A 21,649-nucleotide genomic window follows, 5' to 3' on the forward strand; every position below is an offset into this window, starting at 1 on the left:
CGATGCAAAACGCTTGGGCCGTAGTGGTCGGATCAGGCCAACGTGACAGGTTCACCGTCACGCTTGAGGCGGCAGTTGGTGCAGCCGCCGTCCAGGAAGGCGACGGGCTCCTCCTTGTCTCCGAAGGCTCCGTCTTTGCCGTGGGTCGTGTCTATCGCCTCAGAGAGGCGGTCGGTGAAGTCACTCTCTATCTCGACGCTATCGCAGTTGCCGCCGAGCCCGCGGCGCTTGATGATTTGGGTCTTACTGCGGTCTCTTCGGCTGCCGTAGCTCGCGTCGAGTGGGGTGTCTTCGACAGTACTGTTATCAGGTTGACCGGTGAGAGCTTCGACGCTCTGCCGAGGCTGGCGGGCACGTCAAAGGATGAGCAGGCGTACGTCCGCGACCTCCTCCGCTTTGCTGTTGTAGACGACCTACTTGGCCCCGCCAATGGCCCACACGAAGAGATCGTGGGTATGAGTGTCCGAGATCGGTACCTCGTTGGCAAGCTGGCTCCGCTCGACCCATCGCATGACGCGCCGACCACGACGGAGCTCGCCGAAGAGGACGTACCTGACGGCGACACTCCCGATGACCTGCGGGTGTACGGCAACGAGGCCCACATAAGCCGCGATGCCGTACCGGCAACGAGTCCTGCCGAGGAAGAGGACGAGCCGGAAGTCAATCCTTCCGAGAGCCAATCGCTCGTGCCATCGTCGATGGGCCTCACCTTCTGCGTCGCAGACGACCAAGCGGCCGTCGAGGTCACTGTCTCGTGGGGACGCTACGTTCGAGCCAAGACCGAAGACACGGGCAAGCGCTGCTGGAAGCGTCTGCCTGCGGGCGGAACGATCACCCTGGCGCTCTCCGAAGGGCCGTTGGCGCCGACGACGGTGGATGATGCGGTGCCGGAGGTTCGGCTCCAAGGGAGCGTGAGCCAGCCGCTTGGGCAAGGCGATCGTCTGGTCACTCTGTTCTTGGTCAACGGGCAGACTGAGCCTCGGCAGAACCGCGACCAAGCGTGGGTGTTTCAGCCGGAGATCGTCGTCCGTGATGCCGCAGGGAGCTCGATCTTCCGTCGCCGTCCGCTGCTCCAGGTGGAACAGCACGATGAGGAACGTCTGTCCTTGGAAATGATCTATCGCAGGCGCGTTGAGTTTGCGACCGGGCACGGCATCTCGGTGCACGCGGCCGTCGACCCCGCGAATCCCGGGTTGGCGGCTGAGATACGAACCGCCGTCATCCCTGACGAGGAAATCCAGATCACAGAGGCGCCGGGGGCTGACCCAGCCGATCGCGCTGCGCTCCGCGCCCTGCGTGCACAAGGGTTGCTCGACATGGAGAAGCTGGCCGATCCAGCGGAGCTCACCGACGAGGAGTTGCTCGCGGCCCTGACCGTTCTCACGGGCGACTACGAGGACTGGATTGAGGAGAGCCGCGCTGTGATCGGGGTTACGGTCGAGGGCTACGACGTCCAGGCGGCTGACGCGCTGGCACGTTGCGATCTGGTTCTCGCGCGGCTCAAAGAAGGCATCTCAACGCTCCGCAGCAACGAGGACGCGATGTCTGCGTTCCGGTTTGCCAACCGAGCGATGGCCCAGCAGCGTGTACGGAGCATCTACGCCCGCAAACGCCGACAGGGCGAAGCCGTGACGGTGGACGAACTGAACACCCCTGCGAACCGCACCTGGCATCCATTCCAGCTTGCCTTTCTGCTTCTGTCCGTACCGGCTTTGGCCGACCCGACGCACTCGGACCGGACGGAGCCGTTGGCTGCCTACGCCGACCTCCTCTGGTTCCCGACCGGTGGCGGGAAGACGGAGGCGTACCTCGGCGTGGCCGCTTTCGCGATGTCGATTCGCCGGCTCCAAGGCACGCTCGGCGGAGTAGATGCCGGCCGAGGCCTCGCCGTCATCATGCGGTATACCCTTCGTTTGCTCACCTTGCAGCAGTTCCAACGTGCCTCGACGTTGATCTGCGCTATGGAGCTGCTCCGCAAGCAAGCCCCGGACGTCTGGGGAACTGATCCGTTCACCCTCGGGCTCTGGGTCGGCGGAAGCGTCACTCCGAACCGCACAGAGGACAGCCACGACGCCATCGAGAAGGAGCGAGACAACAGGCGCGACACTGGATCAACGCCCGCCCAGTTGACGAGTTGCCCCTGGTGCGGCTCCGCAATCAATCCTGGCCGTGACATCACCGTCGAGAAGTACCCCGGCGCAGCCCGAACCTTCATCTATTGCAGCGACAAGTATGGACGGTGCGAGTTCTCAAAGGCCCAGTACCCGGAGCTGGGTCTGCCAGTGGTTGTCGTGGACGAGGAAATCTATCGCCGTCCTCCGACGATGCTCATCGCCACCGTTGACAAGTTCGCCATGATGGCATGGCGTGGCGAGACTCGTACACTGTTCGGCGCAGCCACTCTGGAGTGCCCGCGTCATGGCCTGCTGTGGCCCGGCAGTCCGTGCCAGGGCAACCACAGGGCTGAACGAGGCAAGCCTGCCACGCGAGTGAAGGTCATCTCCCCGCTTCGGCCACCCGACCTCATCATCCAAGACGAGTTCCACCTCATCAGCGGGCCACTCGGGACGATGGTCGGCGTCTATGAAACGGCCGTCGACGAGCTCTCCACATGGACGTTGGGTGACAAGAAGGTCAGACCGAAGGTCATCGCTTCTACCGCAACCGTCCGCAAGGCCGAGGAACAGGTGAACAACGTGTTCCTACGTCAGGTGGCGATCTTCCCGCCGCACGGGCTAGACGTCGAAGACAACTTCTTCTCTGTCCAACGTTCTACCGAGGACAGGCCAGGAAGGCTCTATCTCGGTATCTGCTCGCCCGGTAGTTCTCGCCCTGCGGTGCTCATCCGGGTATACGTGGCGCTGCTCACTGCGGCGAAAACCCTCTTCCAGGACTTCGGCGCCGCCGCGGACCCCTACATGACGCTCGTTGGCTACTTCAACTCGCTGCGCGAACTTGGCGGCATGAGGCGACTCGCCGAGGACGACGTGCAGACTCGTGCCTATCGCGTGGAGATGAGTGACGTGAGTCGCCCTGGCTTGACCCAGCGCTCGGTGAACCAGGTCGATGAACTCACTTCGCGTGTCACTAACAAGGAGATTCCTCAGAAGCTTGACCGCCTGGAGCTCCCCTTCAAGGAGAAGTGGGAGACGGGCGAGGCGACAGCGTACGACATTGTTCTGGCGACGAACATGCTCTCGGTCGGTGTCGACGTGAACCGCCTTGGTCTCATGGTGGTAAACGGACAGCCCAAGAACACGGCTGAGTACATCCAAGCAACGAGCCGCGTCGGTCGCGCCTTCCCGGGCCTCGTGGTGACCGTGCTGACGTGGAGCCGACCACGCGACCTTTCACACTACGAGACCTTCGAGCACTACCACTCGACGTTCTACAAGCACGTCGAAGCCCAGTCAGTGACACCGTTCGCGCCGCGAGCGCTCGACCGAGCCCTCACTGGAACGATGGTCAGCCTGATGCGCCTGAGCAACGACGGCCTGAACCCGAATCTAGGCGCCCAGGCGATGGAGAAGACTGCCGGTCCAGAAGCGACCCAGGCGATCAAGGCCGTCTCCGAACGGGCCTGGAAGGCGAAAGACAAGGCTGCGCGAGACCTTGTCGTAGGCATGGCGCGAGATCGCACCGACCGTTGGGCGAAAGAGTCGGCGATGGGAGGGCGGCGGCTCGGATACGAGACCGAGCGAGGACAAGGGGATGTCGTCGCGTTGCTGAAGAAGCCTGGCGCCCAAGCCTGGGATGAGTTCACCGTGCCTATGTCGATGCGCGAGGTCGAGCCCGGCGTGCAACTCGTCATGGACGCTGCCAGACGGACTGCTGAGGCTCCGCCGTGGAAGCCACGTCCGCAGGCGACGGACGGAGATGCCCAATGAGCACGAACAGCTACGTCGTCGGTCAGGTGCGTCCGAGCCAGCTGCTCTGGGCATACGGGCCAGGCTCGATTGTCGATCTACCGAACCTGTCGGTCGTGACGATGGGGCTGAACAAGTGGGACCCGAACCGTTGCCCTCCCGTCGAAGAGGCTCGGCTTCTGGCCGAGGTCAAGCGCGTCCTTGGCCCTCAAGTGCAGCGGCTGCGTATCCCGCCGTTCCTCAAGGAGGACCGTCCCGACCCCTTCTCAGCAGAGGGTCGCGTCGGAGTGCCGGTCAGCCCGTTCCCACGATGGCTGCGCTGCATCAAGTGCGGACTTCTCGCTGAGTACGACTCGGGACTCTTCGATATCAAGAGCTTCCCGTATCGTCCTGAACGAACACACTTCCTACACACGAACTGCGACAAGGGCAAGCACGCCGACGCAGTTCCGGCCCGCTTCCTCCTCGCCTGCCGCACCGGTCACCTGGACGACTTCCCCTGGAACTGGTTCATTCACGGCGGCACCGACTGCAAGGGCACGTTCCGGTTTTTCGAGCGCGGGGCATCTCTCCAGACCGAGAACCTGTGGGTTAAGTGCGACACCTGTGGCAACGCACGCTCGCTCGTTCACGCCTTCGGCAAGGACGCTGCCGACAACCTGCCAGGGTGCCGAGGACGCCATCCGCACCTCGACTCGTACGAAGATTGCACACAAGAGCCGCGCACGATCCTGCTGGGTGCCACCAACAGCTGGTTCCCCGTCACCCTCTCAGTTCTGGCGATCCCGCTGGAGAAGAACCAGCTCAGCCAGTTGGTTCTCGACGGATGGGAGCACTTTGCCGATGTCGAAGACGAGGTCGAGCTCAAAGGCATCGTGAAGACCCTTGTCCGCACCAGCGCTTTGCCAGGTATCGACAAGTGGGACATTCCGAGCATTTGGCAAGCGATCCAGCACCGGAGTTCAGGCAAGGCGATCGAGGTCGTCTCAGAAGGCGACATCAAGGGGCCCGAGTGGGAGGTGCTGACCTCGCAGAACCCGCCGAGCGACTGGCCACACTTCATGAGCACAGGCGTGGCGGCCCCGACCGGATACGAGCGCGAGGTCAAGCGCGTGCTTCTACTCGAACGACTCCGCGAGGTGAACGCCCTTGTCGGATACACCAGAGTCGAAGCACCCGAGGAGACCAGCGATCCTGACGAACGCCCCCCGATGGCTGACCTCACCCGAGGCACGACCGAGTGGGTCCCAGCCAATGAGGTCCACGGCGAAGGCATCTTCATCGAGTTCAACGAGTCGGTCATCCAGTCATGGGAGAACGACGCACACGTCGCCGAGCGCGACAAGACGTTGTTTGCCGGTCATCAGGGCTGGCGCAACGCACGTCACCTGAAGCCGGATGCTGGGTTCCCTCCGAGTCGCTACACGATGCTTCACACGATCGCCCACCTCCTCATTCGTGAGCTGGCGCTTGAGTGTGGATACAACGCCGCCAGCATCAGAGAGCGGGTCTACGCGAGTTCCGATCCCCAGGCACCAATGGCAGGCATCCTCCTCTACACCGCTGCCGCTGACTCGGACGGCACTCTCGGCGGCTTGATTGACCTCGGCAAGCCGGAATTCCTCGGGAGGCTGCTCGACCAAGCGCTCGAACGCGCCTCGATCTGCTCGTCCGACCCTCTGTGCGCCGAGCATGATCCGAGTAAGGATCGTTCACTGCATGCCGCCGCATGCCACTCGTGCACGTTCGTCTCCGAGACCTCTTGTGAGCGCGGCAACCGCTATCTGGACCGAGCACTTGTGATCGCAACTCTCAAGGACAGCGAGGCGTCTCTGTTCCGCGAGCATGGTGCCTGACATGGACGAGTTGCTCGCCGTCATTGCGGAGTTGGGGCTTGAGCTCCATCCTGATCGCGTTCGCGTGGTCGCGTCGAAGATTGAGGGCCTCGGGTCGGTCGAACAGTTCGCGCTTGTTCGCCCGTCCTTCGGCCCCAACGCAGATAGGCATCTAATTGCTAGGTTCGGCCAGGCATGGCACGACACAGACTTGATGACGCCCAGGGATGTCGCCACCGCCCTGCGCGGAGCATCAGCCACCGCCATTGAGCAGGAGCGCCGCGGCTCAGTCGAGCTGACGTGGACGGGACCGGCTTCGGGGCAGGTACCCATCCGGCACACCGAACAGGTGCTGATGGAGGTCATCAATGCTGCGCAACGACGCCTCTTCATCGTCAGCTTCGTCGCCTACCAGGTGAACTCGATCGGAGGAGCGCTCGCTGATGCGGTGGCGCGGGGCGTTCAGATCGACGTCCTACTGGAGTCGTCGTCCGCGCACGGTGGCAAGGTCGACCATGACTCGGCTGCGGCGATGCGAAAGGCCGTTCCTTCGGCGCGGCTCTTCGCGTGGTCAGCGCACGACAAGGGCGCCGGCGGCCAGTATCCAGGTGTGGTTCACGCGAAATGCGCTGTCGCGGACGGCCAGATCGCGTTCATCACCAGCGCGAATCTCACCTCCGCTGCGATGGAGCGCAACATGGAACTCGGCGTTCTAGTCAAAGGGGGCAACCTCCCCGAAGAGCTCCACAGTCACCTTGAAGCGTTGATCGCGACCAAGGTGCTGGAGCCCGTCATCGGGTGATCGTCTCCATCGGCAAGACTTGCTGGCTACGTGTCTTCGCCCAAACCGTGCCACGGTGGATACCGTACCGTTCTGCCAGTGCCTTCACGCTCACCCCTTGCGCTCGCGCTGTTCGCATAGCGTCCACTTCCTCGTCCGTGAGCCGTGTTCGAGGTCGTTTCTTTGGTTCCGCCGACGCGCCGATCAGCGGGTCATCGGTCTTGCCCTCGGGGTCCGCGTTCCCGCGAGTGCCCTGATTCCACGCGGAAACCAGCCTCTCGACCCGTGGTCGCCTGTTCCTGCAGCGCTCCATTGCTCCCACCGTCAGTGACGAGCTGAGCCCCCAACACGCGCTAGCGGGTTGGGGGCGAGTGTGTTCTCGGGGCTCCTCATCGTCGCAGGGCCCACCCACGCGACCTCCGATGGGGACTGCGGCGGATGCCGGGGGGGTACCAGCAGGGTCTGCCACCGAGCGCGGGAACGACCTAGCGTGGCAGCACGAGCGTCGACCGCTGAGGAGAAACCGCATGAGCATCCTGGACGAGACCTACACCCTGGGCAACGGTGTGAAGATCCCCAAGCTGGGGCTGGGCACCTGGTTCATCGACGACGACCGGGCCGCCGAAGCGGTGCGCGCCGCGATCGACATCGGCTATCGCAACATCGACACCGCCCAGGCCTACGGCAACGAGCGCGGCGTGGGCGAGGGCGTCCGGACCGCCGGAGTCCCCCGCGAGGAGCTGTTCGTGTCCACGAAGCTGGCCGCGGAGATCAAGGATCACGACGGTGCGGCCGCCGCCATCGAGGAGTCGCTGCGGACGCTTGGCCTGGATCACATCGACCTCATGCTCATCCACGCCCCCCAGCCCTGGAACGACTTCCGGGGCGGCGACTACGCCGAGGGCAACCGGCAGGCGTGGCGCGCCCTGGAGGAGGCACACCGGGCGGGCACGATCCGTGCGATCGGCGTGTCCAACTTCCTGCAATCCGATCTGGAGTCCTTGCTGGACGGCGCGACGGTCACTCCCCACGTGAACCAACTGCTCGTGCACGCGGGCAACACCCCGAGCGCCTTGCTCGCGCACTGCGAGGACGCGGGCATCCTCGTCGAGGCGTACTCACCGATCGCCCACGGCGAGATCCTGGAGAACGCCGAGGTGAAGGCCCTGGCTGAGCAGTACGGCGTCACCCTGCCGCAGCTGTGCATTCGCTACACACCGCAGCTGGGCACGGTGTCGTTGCCGAAGACCGCAAACCCAGAGCACATGCGCTCCAATGCGGAGGTTGACTTCGAGATCTCCGAGGAGGACATGGCGACGCTGGAGGGGTTGCACGCCCGGGACTACGGCGACTCCAGAGCGTTCCCGGTCTACAGCGGGAAGTGACAGGAACGGGCCGTCGACTGATTCGGTCGACCCTGGGCGTCCGACTGCGCCCACTGGCACGATGGACGCATGCCCGACACCGATGACGCGCGTCCCCCGCAGGCGAAGGCGCCAGCCACCCAGTTCGTCGGCGCCGAGGCCTTCGCGCCCACCGACCACACCGAGCTGCGTTGGCTGGGCATGGCCGGTTGGCTGATGAACAGCCGGGGCACGACCCTGATGCTCGACGCGCTGCTCGGCGGTTTCGACATGCCCGTCATGATCGACTTCCCGATCCGCCCCGAACAGGTGCCCCACCTCGACGCCTTCCTCGCGACCCACTCCGACGCAGACCACTACAGCGTCTGGACCGCCGAACGCGTCGCCGACGTGACGGCGTCCTACCACGGCACCCGCCACGTGGGATCCCTGATGACCGACGCGGGCCTGCCCGCCCAGGGCCACGACGTGGGTGACACCTTCAGCGTCGGCGACCTCCGCGTCACCCTCACCCCGGCCGACCACGCGTGGCAGAACGAATTCCCCGGCAGGTACGACCGCGTCTTCGCTCCCGAGGACTGCTGCGGGTTCTGGATCGAGACTCCCGATGGCAACCTGTGGGCTCCGGGCGACTCACGCCTCATTCGCGAGCACCATCTGACGATGCCCGCACCGGACGCACTGTTGTTCGACTTCTCCGACTCGAGCTTTCACTTCACGCTGGCCGGCGCCGTCGAGATGGCCAACGCCTACCCCGACGTGCCGCTCCTGCTGCACCACTGGGGGTCGGTGGACGCGCCCACATGGTCACCCTTCAACGGCGACCCAGCATCGCTACAGGGCCGCGTCGTCAACGAGGACCGCATGCAGGTGCTGGCACCCGGCGAACCGTTCCGCCTCACGCGCCGCTGAGCAGCCGCCCCCTCCGCGTGGGGCTCAGGCGTCCACGAGCGCGCGGGCGGGCAGGGACGCGACCCCGTTCACCGGACGCCGCAGGTCTTCGAGCGCCTCGAAGCCGCGCCACGCCATGAGACTGACGACGACCATCTCGCCGAAGTCCTCCAACGTGCCGAAGACGGCCGCCGAGCCGGTCAGCCCGAGCCCGTCGGCCATCGCGTGCACCAGATCGAAGCCCACACCGACGACGCCGAGGGCGACGATCAGGATCGCGAACTCGCGCGACACCGCCCGCCAGTGCGCCGGGGCGCCCCGCCACGCCAGCACGAGGCCACCCACCACGACGAGCCCGGCGAGCGCGACGAACAGCAGCTCGCCCAAGTCCTGGCCACGGAGCCCCAGCACGTCGGGCAGGCCCAGCCCGTCGGTGAGGGCCGTGCCCATCTTCTCGTGGACGCCGAACGCGTCGTCGAGCAGGAAGTAGCCGAACAGCACCGCCCAGGGCAGGTACCGCAGCGAACGGGTGAGCCAGGTGCAGCCGAGCATGGCCGCCCCCAGCCAGACGTACTTGATGTAGTTGAAGAACTCGGCGTGACTCCGGTCCTCACTCAGGTTGAACATGATGTCGTCGACGCCGGGGACGGTCTCCTGGGCCACGTGGATGGCGAGGAACACGAGATCCGCCAAAACCAGGGCCCCCAGCAGCAGCACGAAGCGATCGGTGGGGCGGCTCAGGGCCAGGCGCGGCATCGCTGCACGCGTCGGGCCGGGGGCGGCGATGGAGGTTGCGGTGGGGAACGGGGTGCGGTGGCGACGCTGCTCGGGCATGAGGAGTCCTTCGACGGGAGGTCGTGATCGAGGACGATCGCCACCGGCCGGGCCGTTGACGTCGGGGGCGTCCGACCCCCACCCTACGACAGCGTTCACCCGTTGTTCACCTTGTGGAAACCCGGTTGCCACCTCCGGACCCGCCTGCACGCGCCCTCCTTTTTCATCATTGGGCGCCGCGGTGAGCGAGGCCGGAGGCGCGTGCTAGCGTCGGGCCGGACGCGCCGGGAGCGCGCGCCCCCACCACCACCGAAGCGAAGGGGCTCCATGGGCTGGCTCGTCCTCATCGCCTCCGGGGCGCTGGAAGCCGTCTGGGCGGTGGCGCTCTCGGCCTCGCGTGGGCTGACGCGGCGGCGTCCGACCCTGCTCTTCCTCGGGGCGATGACGCTCTCCATGGCGGGCCTCGCGTATGCCATGCGCGAGATCCCCACCGGCACGGCGTACGCCGTCTGGGTCGGGATCGGCGCCACCCTCACCGTGCTCGTCGGTGTGGCGCAGGGCCTCGAACGCCTGACGCTCGCGCGCGTCCTGCTGCTGGGCCTGCTGGTCGGCTGCGTGGTCGGGCTCAAGGTGGTGAGTTGAATTGCCGTGGCTCGTGCTGCTGCTCAGCGCCGTGTGCGAGGCGGTGTGGGCCACCGCGCTGGGGGCGTCCGACGGGTTCAGCCGCCCGGCGCCGACCGCCGTGTTCGCCGTCTTCGTGACGCTGAGCATGCTCGGTCTCGCCTGGTCACTGCGGCACATCGGCGTGGGCACGGCCTATGCGGTCTGGACCGGCGTAGGGGCCGCGCTGACCGTCACCTGGGCGATGGTCACCGGAGCCGAACCCGCCGACCCCCTCCGCATCGCCTTCATCGCCGGCATCGTCGGGGCGGTGATCGGGCTCAAGTTCCTGGCCGGTCACGACTCCCGCGACGAGGCCACCGCGTTGTAGGTCACGATCCGCCAACGGTCACCCGGCTCCACGATCGTCCACGAGCAGTTCCACAGCCCGGCCAGCGCGAACGAACCGGCGAACCTCAGCCCCGTGGCCAGGGCCAGCCCCACGCGCAGGCTGAGCCCGTGGCCGACCACCACGGTGGTCTCGCCCGGGTGTGCGTGCGCCAGCTCGGTGAGGACGCCAGCGACCCGTTCCCCCGCCTCCGTCGCGGTCTCTCCCTCGTCCGATCGCCGGAAGTCCTCCCCAGCGGCCAGCTTGTCGTGGAACCACGGGTGCGCCGCGGCGATCTCGGCGATCGTGCGGCCCGACCAGGTGCCGACATCGATCTCCCGCAGCCGCGGGTCGGTCGTGACCTCCACGCCGGACGCCGCCGCGACGGCCCTGGCCGTCTGCTGGGCTCGCCCGAGGTCGGAGGCCACGATGCGGGCGGGCCGCAGAGCGGCGACGCGCGACGCCATCGCCTCGGCCTGGGACCGACCCACCCGGTTGAGCGGAATGTCCTGATGCCCCTGGAACCGCCCGGCGGCGTTGGAATCGGTCTGCCCGTGCCGGACGAGCACGAGACGGGTGGGCGCGGCGTCCACGAGTCAGGCGGGCGCGGCGTCCAGCTCGAGCGCGATCGCCGGGCAGTCACGCCACAGCCGCTCGAGGGAGTACAGCTCGCGCTCCTCGGCGTGCTGGACGTGGACGATGACGTCGCCGAAGTCGAGCAGCACCCACCGGCCCTCCAGCGCGCCCTCGCGCCGGATCGCCTTGGTGCCGGCCCGGAACAGCGCCTCCTCGACACCGTCCACGACGGCACCGACCTGGCGCTCGTTGCTCGCCGTCGCGATCAGGAAGACGTCGGTGATCGCCAGCCGGTCGGTGACGTCGAAGGCCACGATGTCGGTCGCCAACTTGTCCGCCGCCGCCTGCGCGGCACGTCGGGTGAGCTGGAGGGCCTCGTCGGTCGCCGCCATGGAACTCCTTGTGGATCTACGGGTGGGACACCGCGTCGCGGTACAGCCCGCGCTTGGTGATGTACTGAACGATACCGTCCGGCACGAGGTACCACAGGGGCAGCCCGGACGCCTGCCGCTCCCGGCACGCGGTGGAGCTGATGGCCATGGCGGGAATCTCGAGCAGCGTCACCTTGTCGGCCGGCAGGTGGGAGATGTCCCGCTGGTCCAGGTCGACGCCGGGGCGGGAGACCCCGACGAAGTGGGCCAGGTCGAACAGTTCCTCGCTCCCCCGCCACGTGAGGATCTGGCTGAGGGCGTCCGCACCCGTGATGAAGAACAGCGACGTCTCCGGCCCGCGCAGCCGGCGCAGGTCGCGCAGCGTGTCGACGGTGTAGGTGTCGCCGGGCCGGTCGATGTCGACCCGGCTCACGGAGAACCGGGGGTTCGAGGCGGTCGCGATGACCGTCATCAGGTAGCGGTCCTCCGCCTCGGAGACCTGCTTGTCGGCCTTCTGCCATGGCCGCCCGGTGGGCACGAACACCACTTCGTCGAGGTCGAACCGCGCCCCGACCTCGGAGGCCGCCACCAGGTGGCCGTGATGGATGGGGTCGAACGTGCCGCCCATGACGCCGAGGCGCCACCGGCCCTGGTGCTCGCCCGCAGCGAGGCGGGGGCTCACTGGGTGTGCGGGCGCCCGGAGCCGTACCCGACCGTGATGGCCATCAGCGTCAGCAGGATGCCGAACGCGACGAGCGCGATGATGATCGGCTCGGTGTGGTCGGCCGCGTGGGCCGCAGTCTCCAGCAGCGTCATGCGCGGGAGCATACCGGGTCGGACGCCCTCACCCGCGCACCTGACCCGATCCGATGAGCACGTACTTCGTCGAGGTCATCTCAGGCAGGGCCATCGGGCCGCGGGCGTGGAGCTTCTGGGTGCTGATGCCGATCTCGGCGCCGAACCCGAACTCACCGCCGTCCACGAACCGGCTGGAGGCGTTGACGAGCACTGCGGCGGCGTCGACCTCGGCGGTGAAGCGCTCGGCGACGGCGAGGTTGGTGGTGACGACCGTCTCGGAGTGCCCCGTGGAGTGGGCGCGAATGTGGCGAAGCGCCGCGTCGAGGTCGGGCACGACGTCACAGGCCAGGTCGAGGGTCAGGTACTCGGCGTCGAACTCCCCCTCGGTGGCCGGCACGACCGCCGCGGAGAACTCCTGCACCGCGGGCGTCCCGTGCACGGTGACGCCCGCCTCGGCGAGTGCCTGCAACGCCCGCGGCAGGAAGGTGGGGGCGGCGTCGGCATGGACGAGGAGGGTCTCCAGGGCGTTGCAGACACTCGGGCGCTGCGTCTTGGCGTTGAGGAGGAGGGCGAGGGCGACATCATGGTCAGCCGCCGCGTCGACGTAGAGGTGGCAGTTGCCGGTGCCGGTCTCGATCACGGGCACCTTCGCGCCCTCGACGACGGCGTTGATCAGCCCCGCCCCGCCGCGCGGGATGAGGACGTCGACGAGCCCACGGGCGGCCATCATGGCAGCGGTCACCTCGCGGCCGCCCTCGACGAGCTGCACGGCGTCGGCGGGCAGGCCGGCGCGGGTCACCCCGGCGCGCAGCGCGGTCACGAGGGCCCGGTTGGACTCCAGCGCCGAGCTGGAGCCGCGCAGCAGCGCCGCGTTGCCCGACTTGAGGCAGATGCCGGCCGCGTCGGCGGTCACGTTCGGCCGGGCCTCGTAGATGATGCCCACGACGCCGAACGGCACCCGCACCTGGCGCACCTGCACCCCGTTGGGGTTGGTCCAGCCGCGCACCACGTCGCCCACCGGGTCGGCCAGCCCCGCGAGCTGGCGCAGGCCGTCGGCCATCGCGGCGATGCGCTGGGCGTCGAGGCGCAGGCGGTCGACCAGCGCCGGCGCGGTGCCTGCCTCTTGGGCGCGGGCGACATCGGCGGCGTTCGCGGCGAGCACCTCGGTGCGCGCGTCGAGCAGGGCCTCAGCCATGGCGTGCAGCGAGGCGTCCTTGAGGGCGCGCGAAGCGGTGGCGAGGCTGCGCGCGGCGTCCTGGGCGGCGGTGGCCTGGTCGGCGAAGCTCATGGGGCTCATGCTAGGCCCGCCCCAGCCCGGCCGGGTCACCGCGCCCACGTGACGAAAACTCGACACTCGGTGGCATCTGGTGGTTCCGAATCATCAGTGGGACTGATGTTGGTGACCATCGAGTGTCACTTTTTCATCGGAACCCCACCCAGCAGCAGCGCGCCACGGCCCCGAGCTCCCGCTCAGCGCACCGTGATGTCCTGCCAGGCCGCCCGGCCGCCGAACGCATTCACGCCCACCCGCCCGCTCCCGTAGGCGGCGTCGGTCATGGTCAGCACCTCCCGGCTGTCCACCCACGCGGTCAGCCGGTCGCCGCGCGCCTCGACCTCCACCCGGTGGCTCACCCCCGGTGCGAGCAGGACGCTGGCCTGCGCCAGCACCCCGGTCTCCTCGTCCACCCGCCCCCCCTCGAGCTTCATGACCCGCACGGCGTGTAGGTTGGGGTCGAAGTTCACCAGGTAGCCCGACCGCAACGCCGCGTCGGCGCGCACGACGACCGACCCGGCGCCGCTGACCCCGAGGTCGGCGCGGTCGCGGCGCGTGAGCTGCCCCGGCCACGGTGGGGTGCCGAACCGGACGGTGGCGCCGACGCGCACATCGGCGTAAACGCTGCGGCCGAGAGCCGTCGAGTCGCGGTCGAACGTCGTCGAAAGCCCCGCCCCGCTGGGCCCCCAGACGCCGCCCCCCACCACGTCGAAGGCCCCCAGTTCGGAGCGGTCGAGGCCCGGGAACTCCGGCTCGGCCACGCTGACGCCGCTCCGCGGCACGGTCGCGCTCACCGGGGCCACCTCCATGCGCACCAGGCGCGCCGAGCCTCCCGTGACATCGAAGGTGAGCCCGTCGGAGGCCGCATCGGGGAACACCTGCGCGGTCATGGCGACCGTGCCGTCGGCGCTGAACACCTCCACGGAGGCGGTGTCGACCCACCCCGTGATCCGCACCCGCCGCTCCGCGCCGACGCGCTCCACCGGCCACGCGGCCTGCGCGGTGCCCTCCACCGGGTCGGCGAACCACCGGGTGAAGGACGCCTCCCCCGCCATGGTCCGGTCCAACCGCAGGCTGGCGTCCGAGGCCCGCCACAGCAGCTTGGTTGCCTGCCCGGCGCCCGTACGGACGCCCAGGGTGAACTCGCTCGCACCGTCGGCGTCGGGCACGGCGATCTCCGCCGTGAAGCGATGGGCCGTCCCCGACCAGTTGGCGAGCGGGTTGGGCTGCCCGGGAGCGACCCACGTGTCGGACAGGGTCGTGGCGGGGCCGAGCAGGGCCGACACCTCTGCGACCGGGCGCTGCGTCAACCGCAACCCGACGCCGGGGACGTCGGTGAGGCCCATCTCCCGGGGCAGACCCAACTGACCGCGCCAGCGCCCGGTGGGCTCGCCGAAGGCGTAGTCCCAGTTGCTCATCCAGCCGATCATCACCACCCGGCCGGCCAGGCCGGCGAAACTGACGGCCGCGTAGTAGTCGCGGCCCTCGTCGGCACGCAACACCACCTCCGCCGGCGTGTCGGGGTGGAACGACCCGTCGAACGTCCCGGTCACATAGCGCGCCGCCGAGCCGTGGGTCTCCCGCACCGCGCCGGTGCTCCACCACAGCACCCACCGGCCCCCGCCCGGCTGCCCCGGGGCCGCCACCCACATCAGGTCGGGGCACTCCATGACGCCGCCGTCGAGCCAGGAGCCGTAACCGAAATTCGACAGGTGATCCCAATGGAGCAGATCTGTCGACCCGTAGAACCGCAGATGGTCACCCCCGCTCACCACCATCACCCAGCGGCCGCCCGCCGCGTCCCAGCGCACCTTCGGGTCCCGGAAGTCCCAGTCACCGTCCGGCCCGCCGGGGTTCGGCACGATGACGCCGTCCACCAGCTGCCAGGTGCGCCCCCGGTCGACACTCGTGGCCGCGCGGATCTCCTGGTTGCCCCCGGGTGCGTCGGTGTCGAAGCTGGTGTAGAACGCCACCAGGCCGCGTCCGCCGCCGAACAGGCCCGTCACGTCGTGCTCGTCGACGACGGCCGAGCCCGACCACGCGTCCCCGAAGTCGTTCTGGTCGAGCGCGATCGGGAGCGGCCGCCAGTGCACCAGGTCGGTGCTCACGGCGTGGGCCCACCGGCCGGCGTCCTGGTGGAAGAGGTGGTACTCCCCGTCGAGGAACACCAGGCCGTTCGGGTCGGAGGTGCCCGAGGCGGCCTGGGAGTAGTGGTAACTCGGACGGAACGGCTGCGCCCACGCCTGGTCCGCCCGATCCAGACGGAGCTGGGCCAGCCGCCCCTGACCGCCGACGACCTCGAGACGCACCCGGCCCCCGGACGCCGCCACAGCGGGCTCGTCGCGCACCACCCGGCCGTCCACCTGGAGCTCCAGCCGCCCTGCGGCCCGCCGCAGCTGCACGCGCACCACCCGGCCGGTCGGCACCTCGGGCCGCACCACCTCCTCCCCCACCCCGATCACCAGGCGCGCGCCTGCGTCCAGCGTGGCGTCGAGGGCCAGCTCGACGTCGGCCCCGACGTCCTCGGATGTGAGGGCGCCCTGGCCGGCGATGCCGTCGATCACCGTGCGCCAGTGCCCCTCGGTGGGCGTCCAATCGACGTTGCTGACCAGCCCCCGCAGGGTCACCCCGCTGAAGCCGACCGACCCGCTCCAAGCGCCCACGCCGACGAACCCGTCCGCCACGCTGGCGTCTCGCGCCACGATCACGGGCACGCGACCATCCGGTTCGATGAAATCCGTCTGCCACCGGACGCTGATCTCATCCCCCACGGCCCGCAGTGTCACCCCGTAGGCCCGGCCCACCTCGATGGCCGTGCGACGGACGCCGAGCGTCGCGTTGTCCGACACCCGGTAGAGCCGCAGCCGACCACCGTTCGGATCGATGTCGACCGCGTACCCCCTGGTGGCATCCGGATCGGTGCGCACGAGCAGGGTTGCCACGGCAAACCTGTCGCGCACCTGGACGGTGGCGGAGGCCTCGCTCTCTGAGGCGAGCTCGTCGGTCGCGATCAACCGTGTGTTCGTGCCGGGCGCCGCCGTGCCGCTCAGCCCCGTGCTGGTGGCCCGCCACCCGGCACCGCCGTGCCACCCGGCCAGCGAGGAATGCACGCTGCGGGCGCCGACGTCGCGGAACGTCGCCCGGCCGTTCCAGACGTGGAGCCCGACGTGGCCGGCCCGATGGGCCGTGTCGCTCGCCCGGAGCAGGGTCACCCCGTCCAACACCACCTCCAGGCGGGGTCCGTCGGTGCGCACCGCGAGCCGGTGATCGACCCCCAGGGACACCGCGGCGTCCGTCACCGCCAGGTCGCGCCCCCCGTCGAGGTCGAACAGCCGCACCCGGTGGGAGTGGGGATCCACGGTCGCCGCATACCCGGTCGTTCCGTCCGCCGACGCCCGCACCACCAGGGCGGCCGCGGTCAGGGGCGCGTCCGGCTCGATGCGGATGGTCGCGACGGCCTGGGCGGTCGGCGCCAGACGCTGCTCCGAGATCGCGATGGCGTTGGCGTCCACCCCGGACGCGCCGCGCCAGGCCCCGTCGTCCAGCCGCTCCCACACGCCCGTGCGACGCGCCGGATCCGGCACCGGGCTCACGTCCGCGAGGTCGAACAGGTCACCGGGAGGCCCGGCGACCGCCGGCGCCGTCCAGACAGTCGTGACCAGACATCCGAGCACCAGGGCCAGGGTGAAGCGTCGCACAGGGACCTCCGCAGCAGTGGGGAGTGGGTGGGGAGTGAGTGGGGCGGGAGCAGTGGGAGCGGCAGGATCAGGGCAACAGCACGCGCTCCCCGGGCAGGGCGTCGCCCAGACGCCAGGCCTGCGCCCGGTGCACGTGGGCCCCGCGGGACGCCCACCGCACGCGTCCGGCCGTCCGGGTCGGGTACACGCGCGCCGCGAGGGCACTGCCGGCGACGAACACCTCGATCGCCGAGGCGTCCACCAGCACGCGCAGCGTCACGCGGCCGGACGCCGCCACCTCCCCGCCGAGCACCGTCGCCTCGACGCCGGTGTCGCGCGACGAGCGGGACCGGTCGAGGAGCAGCTGCGTCGGTGTGAGCCGGATGACCGTCTCCTCGTCCCCGGCGCCCAGAACGCCGAGCTCCACCTCGCCGTCGGCGTCGAGCGTCAGGTCGATCTCGAGGTCCAGCCGGTCACCGGCCACCGCGTCGAAGGCGCACTCCTCGGCGCGCAGGTGGGCGATCTCGGGGGCCGGGCCCACCCACAGCCGCTCGTCGCGCCACTCGAGGACGCGGGGCAGCGACATGACGCCGGCCCAGCCGACCCGCTCGCACGCCCCGTCCGAGCGTGCCTCCTGCATCCAGCCGAACTGGACGCGGCGCCCGGCCTCGTCGGTGAACGACTGGGGCGCGTAGAAGAAGCGGCCCCCCAGGTCGAGCCGGACCAACGTCTCGGGCTCGAAGCGCTCCCCGGTGTAGCGGCCCACCCACGCCAGCGGGTGCAGGGTGAGCCCGTTCTCCCAGGCGGAGAACGCCAACACGTCGCGTCCGGTGTCGGACCCGAGCTCGCCCGGGCCGACGTGGAAGAGGTCCACGCACTCCCACATGCTGGCGGTGAACCAGGGGTCCTCGGGGGTGCCGTGGGGTGGCGCGGTGAGCACCGGCCCCACCTCGTGCCACGTCACCAGGTCGTCCGAGACGTACTGCCACGCGGCGCCGTGGCCCTCGGCCGTGCCGGTGCCGATCAGCTGGCGCCACTGCCCCTTCCACCGAAACACCGTGTGGTCGCGGAACTCGGCGCGCGTGCCGGCCGGCTTGGCCGCGATGACGGGGTTCTCGGCCAACGGCAGCCAGGTGCGCAGATCGGCGGATCCGACCGCCACGCACGGCAGCTGCCCGTCGCCGCGATGGCCGGAGTACACGATCGTCGGGACGCCCCCGTCGTCCACGAGGACGCCGGACCAGCAGCCGTCCGCGTCCGCGCCGTCGCCCGGGGTGAGGGCCACGGGCTCGTCGCGCCAGTGCACGAGGTCGCGGCTGACCGCGTGGCCCCAGTGGATGCGGTGGTGGAAGGCCCCCATGGGGTTGTACTGGTAGAAGAGGTGGTAGGTCCCGTCCCACTGGCACAGGCCGTTCGGGTCGTTGAGCCAGGCGGCCGGCGCGGTGAAGTGGGCCCGCGGGCGCAGGGGGTCGGCGGTCGCGCGCTGCAGCAGGGTCACGGCGTCAACGAGGCTCGTCATGCCGCCACCCCGTCCCGATCTGCACCAAGGACGCCCCCGGCGGCGGCTGCGTCCGTCCCCCCGGCCGTGAGGGCGTTGGCCCCGCTGGTGGCCCGGGGCCGGTAGAGGTGGCAGCGGGCCCAGTGTCGATCGGCCGGATCGCCGACCTGGTGGCGGACGGGCTCCGTGGCCGAGCACGCCTCGTCGCCCCCCTCGAAGGGGCAGCTCTCCGCCGCCAACACCCGGCGGCGCAGCGCGGCGCGGGCGTCGGGGTCGAACGTGCCGGCACGCTCGGGGTCGGGGACGGCGGAGACCAACAGCTCGGTGTACGGGTGGGCCGGCTGGGCCAGCAGCGCCAACGACTCCCCCGACTCGACGATCTCGCCGGCGAACATCACCGCGGTGCGGTCGGCAAGGTAGCGGGCGCTGGCCAGGTCGTGGGTGATGTAGAGCATCGAAATGCCCTGCTCGTCGCGCAGCCGGCGCATCAGGTTCAGCACGCCGATCCGCACGCTCACATCGAGCATCGACGTCGGCTCATCGGCGAGGATCACCTGCGGCCTCACCGCCAGGGCGCGGGCGATGGCGACGCGCTGGCGCTGCCCTCCGGACAGCTCGTGGGGGTAGGAGTGCAGCATGTCGGGCTCCAGACCCACCGTGAGCATGAGTTCCTCGAGCATGGCCGCGGTCTCCTGCTCACCCCGGGTCACGTGGTGGATCTCGAGGGGGCGCCGCAGGAAGTGCTCCGTGCGGTGCACCGGGTTGAGCGACCCGAACGGGTCCTGGAACACCATCTGGACGCGGGAGCGGTACCCGCGCGCCCCGCCGGCGACGCGGTCGGTCGGCGTCCCCTCCAGCAGGATGCGCCCGGCATCGGGCCGCTCCAACCGGGCGATGCACCGGGCCAGCGTCGACTTGCCCGACCCCGACTCCCCCACGAGCGCGACGATCTCGCCGGCCCCCAGCTCGAGGTCGACGTCGGTCAGCGCGGCGACGCTGGTGCGGCGGAACAGGCTCCCCCCGCGGAACGTCTTGCTCACCCCCTCGACGGACAGCACGGCGTTCATGCGGACATCTCCTTCTCGAAACGGACGCGGTCGGCGTCCGACAGCGGCGCGGCCCAGCGGCCGGGAGCGACCTCGGCCAGGTCACCGATGTCGCGGAAGCGGACGCCCTCCGCGAGCCCTGCGAGGGGGACGCGGGGGCCGGTCAGGGGCGGGAACGCATTCATCAGCGCCCGGGTGTAGGGGTGGACGGGGTGGTGCATGAGCGCGGCCGAGGGGCCCTGCTCCACGAAGCGTCCGGCATACATGACGGCCATCTGGTCCGACAGCTCGACCATGAGGCTCATGTCGTGGGTGATGAACAGCACCGAGAAGCCCAACTCGGCCTGGAGCTGCGCGATCTGCGCCATGATCTCCTGCTGCACGACGACGTCGAGCGCCGTGGTGGGCTCGTCGAGGATCAGCAGACGGGGGCGCAGCGCCACCGCCATGGCGATCACCACGCGCTGGCGCATGCCGCCGGAGAGCTGGTGGGGGTAGCTCCGCAGCCGGGAGCGGTCGATCTGGACGAGGTCGAGCAGCTCGCCGGCCTGGGCGCGGGCGCTGCGCCGGGTGCATCCGGTGTGCTCGGTGAAGATGTCGCCCATCTGTTCGCCGATGGTCAGCACCGGGTTGAGGGAGTTCATGGCCGACTGGAACACCATGGCCACCTGGCTCCACCGGAACCGCCGGAGCTCGGCCGCGGACAGCCCCAGCACGTCCTGCCCGCCGAAGCTGATCGACCCGGCGTCGATGCGGGCGGGGTAGGTCAGCAGACGCATGACGGCGTTCGCGATGGTCGACTTGCCGCAGCCCGACTCGCCCGCGAGCCCGAAGATCTCGCGCTCGCCGATGCTGAAGCTGACGTGGTCGACGGCCGTCGTCGTGCGGACGTCCCCGGTGTACGTGACGACGAGGTCGCGCACCTCCAACACTGACCCGCTCATGCGCGTCCCTCCTCGCGTCGGCCGGTGCGTCCGGCGTGCTTGACCTTGCGGAGCCGCGGGTTGGTGACCTCGTCCACCGCGTAGTTGATCATGGCGAGCGCGAACGCGACCGCGGCGATCGCGAAGCCGGAGGGCACGAACACCCACCACGCGCCGGTCATCAGGGCGCCCTCATTGCCCGCCCAGTACAGGTTCGTCCCCCACGAGACCCGGGAGATGTCACCCAACCCCAGGAACTCCAGGCCGGCCTGCGCGCCGATGGCCCCGATCACGCAGCCGAGCAGCGTGCCCATGACGATGGACGCCATGTTGGGCAGGATCTCCGCGACCATGATCCGCCAGGGCCGCTCGCCACTCACCTGGGCGGCGGCGACGAAGTCCTTGGCCTTGATCGACAGGGCCTGCGAGCGCAGCACGCGGGCCGAACCCGCCCAACCCGTGAGGACGAGCACGAGGATCACCGTCGTCAGCCCCGGGGGGAGGAAGGCCGCGAGGATCACGAGGAGCGGCAGGGAGGGCACGAGCAGGAACACGTTGGTGACGAGCGAGAGCACCTCGTCGACCACCTTGCCGAAGAAGGCGGACGCGAGCCCCACGCCCACGCCGAGCACGGTCGCGAGGATGCCGACGGTGAAGCCGACGAACAGCGAGCTGCGGGCGCCGTGCAGGGTGAGCGCCAGCACGTCCTGGCCCTTCGCGGTGGTGCCCAGCCAGTGGGCGGCGGACGGTTCCTCACCGATGGCCCCCGTGATCCGCATGGGATCCCCCGGTGCGAGGACGGGGGCGAGCAGCGCCAGCGCGATGAAGAGCAGGACGACGCCGGCCCCGAACGTGGCCTTCCGATTGGTGAGCAGGCCGTGGACGAAGCTCCGGTTCGGACGCCGGACGGCCGGCCGCGTGACGGCGGGCACGGCGTCCTCGCCCGTCTCGGCGCGGAGGCCGTCGATGGTGGGGGCGGTGGTCATGG

General features: G+C 69.4%; 18 protein-coding genes. 7 read left to right on the forward strand and 11 right to left on the reverse strand.

Features of this window, described 5'->3' with window-relative positions:
- Positions 1-2 precede the first annotated feature (2 nt).
- The 5 genes from drmA (at position 3) to PCC79_RS10290 (ending at position 8,758) form a co-directional block, all read left to right on the forward strand.
- Complete coding sequence (gene drmA / locus PCC79_RS10270; protein ID WP_342371768.1) at positions 3-3,887, forward strand: DISARM system helicase DrmA; 3,885 nt, start codon at positions 3-5, stop codon at positions 3,885-3,887.
- Positions 3,884-5,722: a DUF1998 domain-containing protein gene (locus PCC79_RS10275; protein WP_342371769.1), complete on the forward strand. Its 1,839-nt coding sequence runs from the start codon at positions 3,884-3,886 to the stop codon at positions 5,720-5,722. The genes drmA and PCC79_RS10275 overlap by 4 nt, the downstream gene beginning before the upstream one ends.
- Before the next feature lies 1 nt (position 5,723).
- The gene (drmC, locus tag PCC79_RS10280) at positions 5,724-6,503 is read left to right on the forward strand and encodes a DISARM system phospholipase D-like protein DrmC (RefSeq protein ID WP_342371770.1); all 780 of its coding nucleotides are present in this window, start codon (positions 5,724-5,726) and stop codon (positions 6,501-6,503) included.
- Between the two features lie 506 nt (positions 6,504-7,009).
- Positions 7,010-7,867: an aldo/keto reductase gene (locus PCC79_RS10285; protein WP_342371771.1), complete on the forward strand. Its 858-nt coding sequence runs from the start codon at positions 7,010-7,012 to the stop codon at positions 7,865-7,867.
- A gap of 69 nt (positions 7,868-7,936) precedes the next feature.
- On the forward strand, positions 7,937-8,758 hold the full coding sequence (locus PCC79_RS10290; protein WP_342371772.1) for an MBL fold metallo-hydrolase: 822 nt from the start codon (positions 7,937-7,939) through the stop codon (positions 8,756-8,758).
- A gap of 24 nt (positions 8,759-8,782) precedes the next feature.
- Here PCC79_RS10290 and PCC79_RS10295 read toward each other — a convergent pair whose 3' ends face one another.
- Complete coding sequence (locus PCC79_RS10295; protein WP_342371773.1) at positions 8,783-9,571, reverse strand: hypothetical protein; 789 nt, start codon at positions 9,569-9,571, stop codon at positions 8,783-8,785.
- 267 nt (positions 9,572-9,838) lie between these two features.
- Between PCC79_RS10295 and PCC79_RS10300 the strand changes: the two genes are divergently transcribed.
- Together PCC79_RS10300 and PCC79_RS10305 are read left to right on the forward strand one after the other, a co-directional pair.
- Positions 9,839-10,153, forward strand: a complete 315-nt coding sequence (locus tag PCC79_RS10300) for a DMT family transporter (protein WP_342371774.1) — start codon at positions 9,839-9,841, stop codon at positions 10,151-10,153.
- Between the two features lies 1 nt (position 10,154).
- On the forward strand, positions 10,155-10,502 hold the full coding sequence (locus PCC79_RS10305) for a multidrug efflux SMR transporter (protein ID WP_342371775.1): 348 nt from the start codon (positions 10,155-10,157) through the stop codon (positions 10,500-10,502).
- Here the strand turns inward: PCC79_RS10305 and PCC79_RS10310 are convergent.
- The 10 genes from PCC79_RS10310 to PCC79_RS10355 all read right to left on the reverse strand — a co-directional run bounded on the left by PCC79_RS10310 (position 10,469) and on the right by PCC79_RS10355 (position 21,647).
- Positions 10,469-11,092: a histidine phosphatase family protein gene (locus tag PCC79_RS10310; RefSeq protein ID WP_342371776.1), complete on the reverse strand. Its 624-nt coding sequence runs from the start codon at positions 11,090-11,092 to the stop codon at positions 10,469-10,471. The two genes, PCC79_RS10305 and PCC79_RS10310, sit on opposite strands and share 34 nt — an antisense overlap.
- 3 nt (positions 11,093-11,095) lie before the next feature.
- Positions 11,096-11,467, reverse strand: coding sequence for a ribosome silencing factor (rsfS, locus tag PCC79_RS10315; protein WP_232547611.1), 372 nt, complete (start codon positions 11,465-11,467; stop codon positions 11,096-11,098).
- 16 nt (positions 11,468-11,483) lie between these two features.
- Complete coding sequence (nadD, locus tag PCC79_RS10320; protein ID WP_332836141.1) at positions 11,484-12,128, reverse strand: nicotinate-nucleotide adenylyltransferase; 645 nt, start codon at positions 12,126-12,128, stop codon at positions 11,484-11,486.
- Positions 12,125-12,262 carry a hypothetical protein gene (locus PCC79_RS10325; RefSeq protein WP_232547610.1) on the reverse strand — a complete coding sequence of 46 codons (138 nt, stop codon included), beginning with the start codon at positions 12,260-12,262 and terminating at the stop codon, positions 12,125-12,127. The genes nadD and PCC79_RS10325 overlap by 4 nt, the downstream gene beginning before the upstream one ends.
- Before the next feature lie 28 nt (positions 12,263-12,290).
- The gene (locus tag PCC79_RS10330; RefSeq protein ID WP_342371777.1) at positions 12,291-13,532 is read right to left on the reverse strand and encodes a glutamate-5-semialdehyde dehydrogenase; all 1,242 of its coding nucleotides are present in this window, start codon (positions 13,530-13,532) and stop codon (positions 12,291-12,293) included.
- A 182-nt stretch (positions 13,533-13,714) separates the two neighbouring features.
- A complete protein-coding gene (locus PCC79_RS10335) occupies positions 13,715-17,215 on the reverse strand; it encodes a glycoside hydrolase family 32 protein (protein ID WP_342371778.1) in 3,501 nt (1,166 codons plus the stop codon).
- A gap of 67 nt (positions 17,216-17,282) precedes the next feature.
- The gene (locus PCC79_RS10340) at positions 17,283-18,713 is read right to left on the reverse strand and encodes a glycoside hydrolase family 32 protein (RefSeq protein ID WP_342371779.1); all 1,431 of its coding nucleotides are present in this window, start codon (positions 18,711-18,713) and stop codon (positions 17,283-17,285) included.
- Entirely contained in the window at positions 18,710-19,759 is a 1,050-nt protein-coding gene (locus PCC79_RS10345; RefSeq protein WP_342371780.1) for an ABC transporter ATP-binding protein, read from the reverse strand. Before PCC79_RS10345 ends, PCC79_RS10340 begins: the two co-directional genes overlap by 4 nt.
- Positions 19,756-20,682, reverse strand: a complete 927-nt coding sequence (locus tag PCC79_RS10350; protein WP_342371781.1) for an ABC transporter ATP-binding protein — start codon at positions 20,680-20,682, stop codon at positions 19,756-19,758. The genes PCC79_RS10345 and PCC79_RS10350 overlap by 4 nt, the downstream gene beginning before the upstream one ends.
- Entirely contained in the window at positions 20,679-21,647 is a 969-nt protein-coding gene (locus tag PCC79_RS10355) for an ABC transporter permease (RefSeq protein ID WP_342371782.1), read from the reverse strand. Before PCC79_RS10355 ends, PCC79_RS10350 begins: the two co-directional genes overlap by 4 nt.
- Positions 21,648-21,649 lie beyond the last annotated feature (2 nt).

The sequence above is a fragment of the Propioniciclava soli genome (assembly GCF_038502305.1).
In the GTDB taxonomy this organism is placed as follows: domain Bacteria; phylum Actinomycetota; class Actinomycetes; order Propionibacteriales; family Propionibacteriaceae; genus Propioniciclava; species Propioniciclava soli.

What these genes read in the sequence shown, in the direction of transcription:
- PCC79_RS10290 (WP_342371772.1), top strand. Translation starts at nt 7,937, where the DNA reads ATGCCCGACACCGATGACGCGCGTCCCCCGCAGGCGAAGGCGCCAGCC.
- PCC79_RS10325 (WP_232547610.1), bottom strand. Translation starts at nt 12,262, where the DNA reads ATGACGCTGCTGGAGACTGCGGCCCACGCGGCCGACCACACCGAGCCG.
- PCC79_RS10350 (WP_342371781.1), bottom strand. Translation starts at nt 20,682, where the DNA reads ATGAGCGGGTCAGTGTTGGAGGTGCGCGACCTCGTCGTCACGTACACC.
- PCC79_RS10295 (WP_342371773.1), bottom strand. Translation starts at nt 9,571, where the DNA reads ATGCCCGAGCAGCGTCGCCACCGCACCCCGTTCCCCACCGCAACCTCC.
- PCC79_RS10300 (WP_342371774.1), top strand. Translation starts at nt 9,839, where the DNA reads ATGGGCTGGCTCGTCCTCATCGCCTCCGGGGCGCTGGAAGCCGTCTGG.
- PCC79_RS10330 (WP_342371777.1), bottom strand. Translation starts at nt 13,532, where the DNA reads ATGAGCTTCGCCGACCAGGCCACCGCCGCCCAGGACGCCGCGCGCAGC.
- drmA (WP_342371768.1), top strand. Translation starts at nt 3, where the DNA reads ATGCAAAACGCTTGGGCCGTAGTGGTCGGATCAGGCCAACGTGACAGG.
- drmC (WP_342371770.1), top strand. Translation starts at nt 5,724, where the DNA reads ATGGACGAGTTGCTCGCCGTCATTGCGGAGTTGGGGCTTGAGCTCCAT.
- PCC79_RS10275 (WP_342371769.1), top strand. Translation starts at nt 3,884, where the DNA reads ATGAGCACGAACAGCTACGTCGTCGGTCAGGTGCGTCCGAGCCAGCTG.
- PCC79_RS10355 (WP_342371782.1), bottom strand. Translation starts at nt 21,647, where the DNA reads ATGACCACCGCCCCCACCATCGACGGCCTCCGCGCCGAGACGGGCGAG.
- PCC79_RS10285 (WP_342371771.1), top strand. Translation starts at nt 7,010, where the DNA reads ATGAGCATCCTGGACGAGACCTACACCCTGGGCAACGGTGTGAAGATC.
- rsfS (WP_232547611.1), bottom strand. Translation starts at nt 11,467, where the DNA reads ATGGCGGCGACCGACGAGGCCCTCCAGCTCACCCGACGTGCCGCGCAG.
- PCC79_RS10340 (WP_342371779.1), bottom strand. Translation starts at nt 18,713, where the DNA reads ATGACGAGCCTCGTTGACGCCGTGACCCTGCTGCAGCGCGCGACCGCC.
- PCC79_RS10345 (WP_342371780.1), bottom strand. Translation starts at nt 19,759, where the DNA reads ATGAACGCCGTGCTGTCCGTCGAGGGGGTGAGCAAGACGTTCCGCGGG.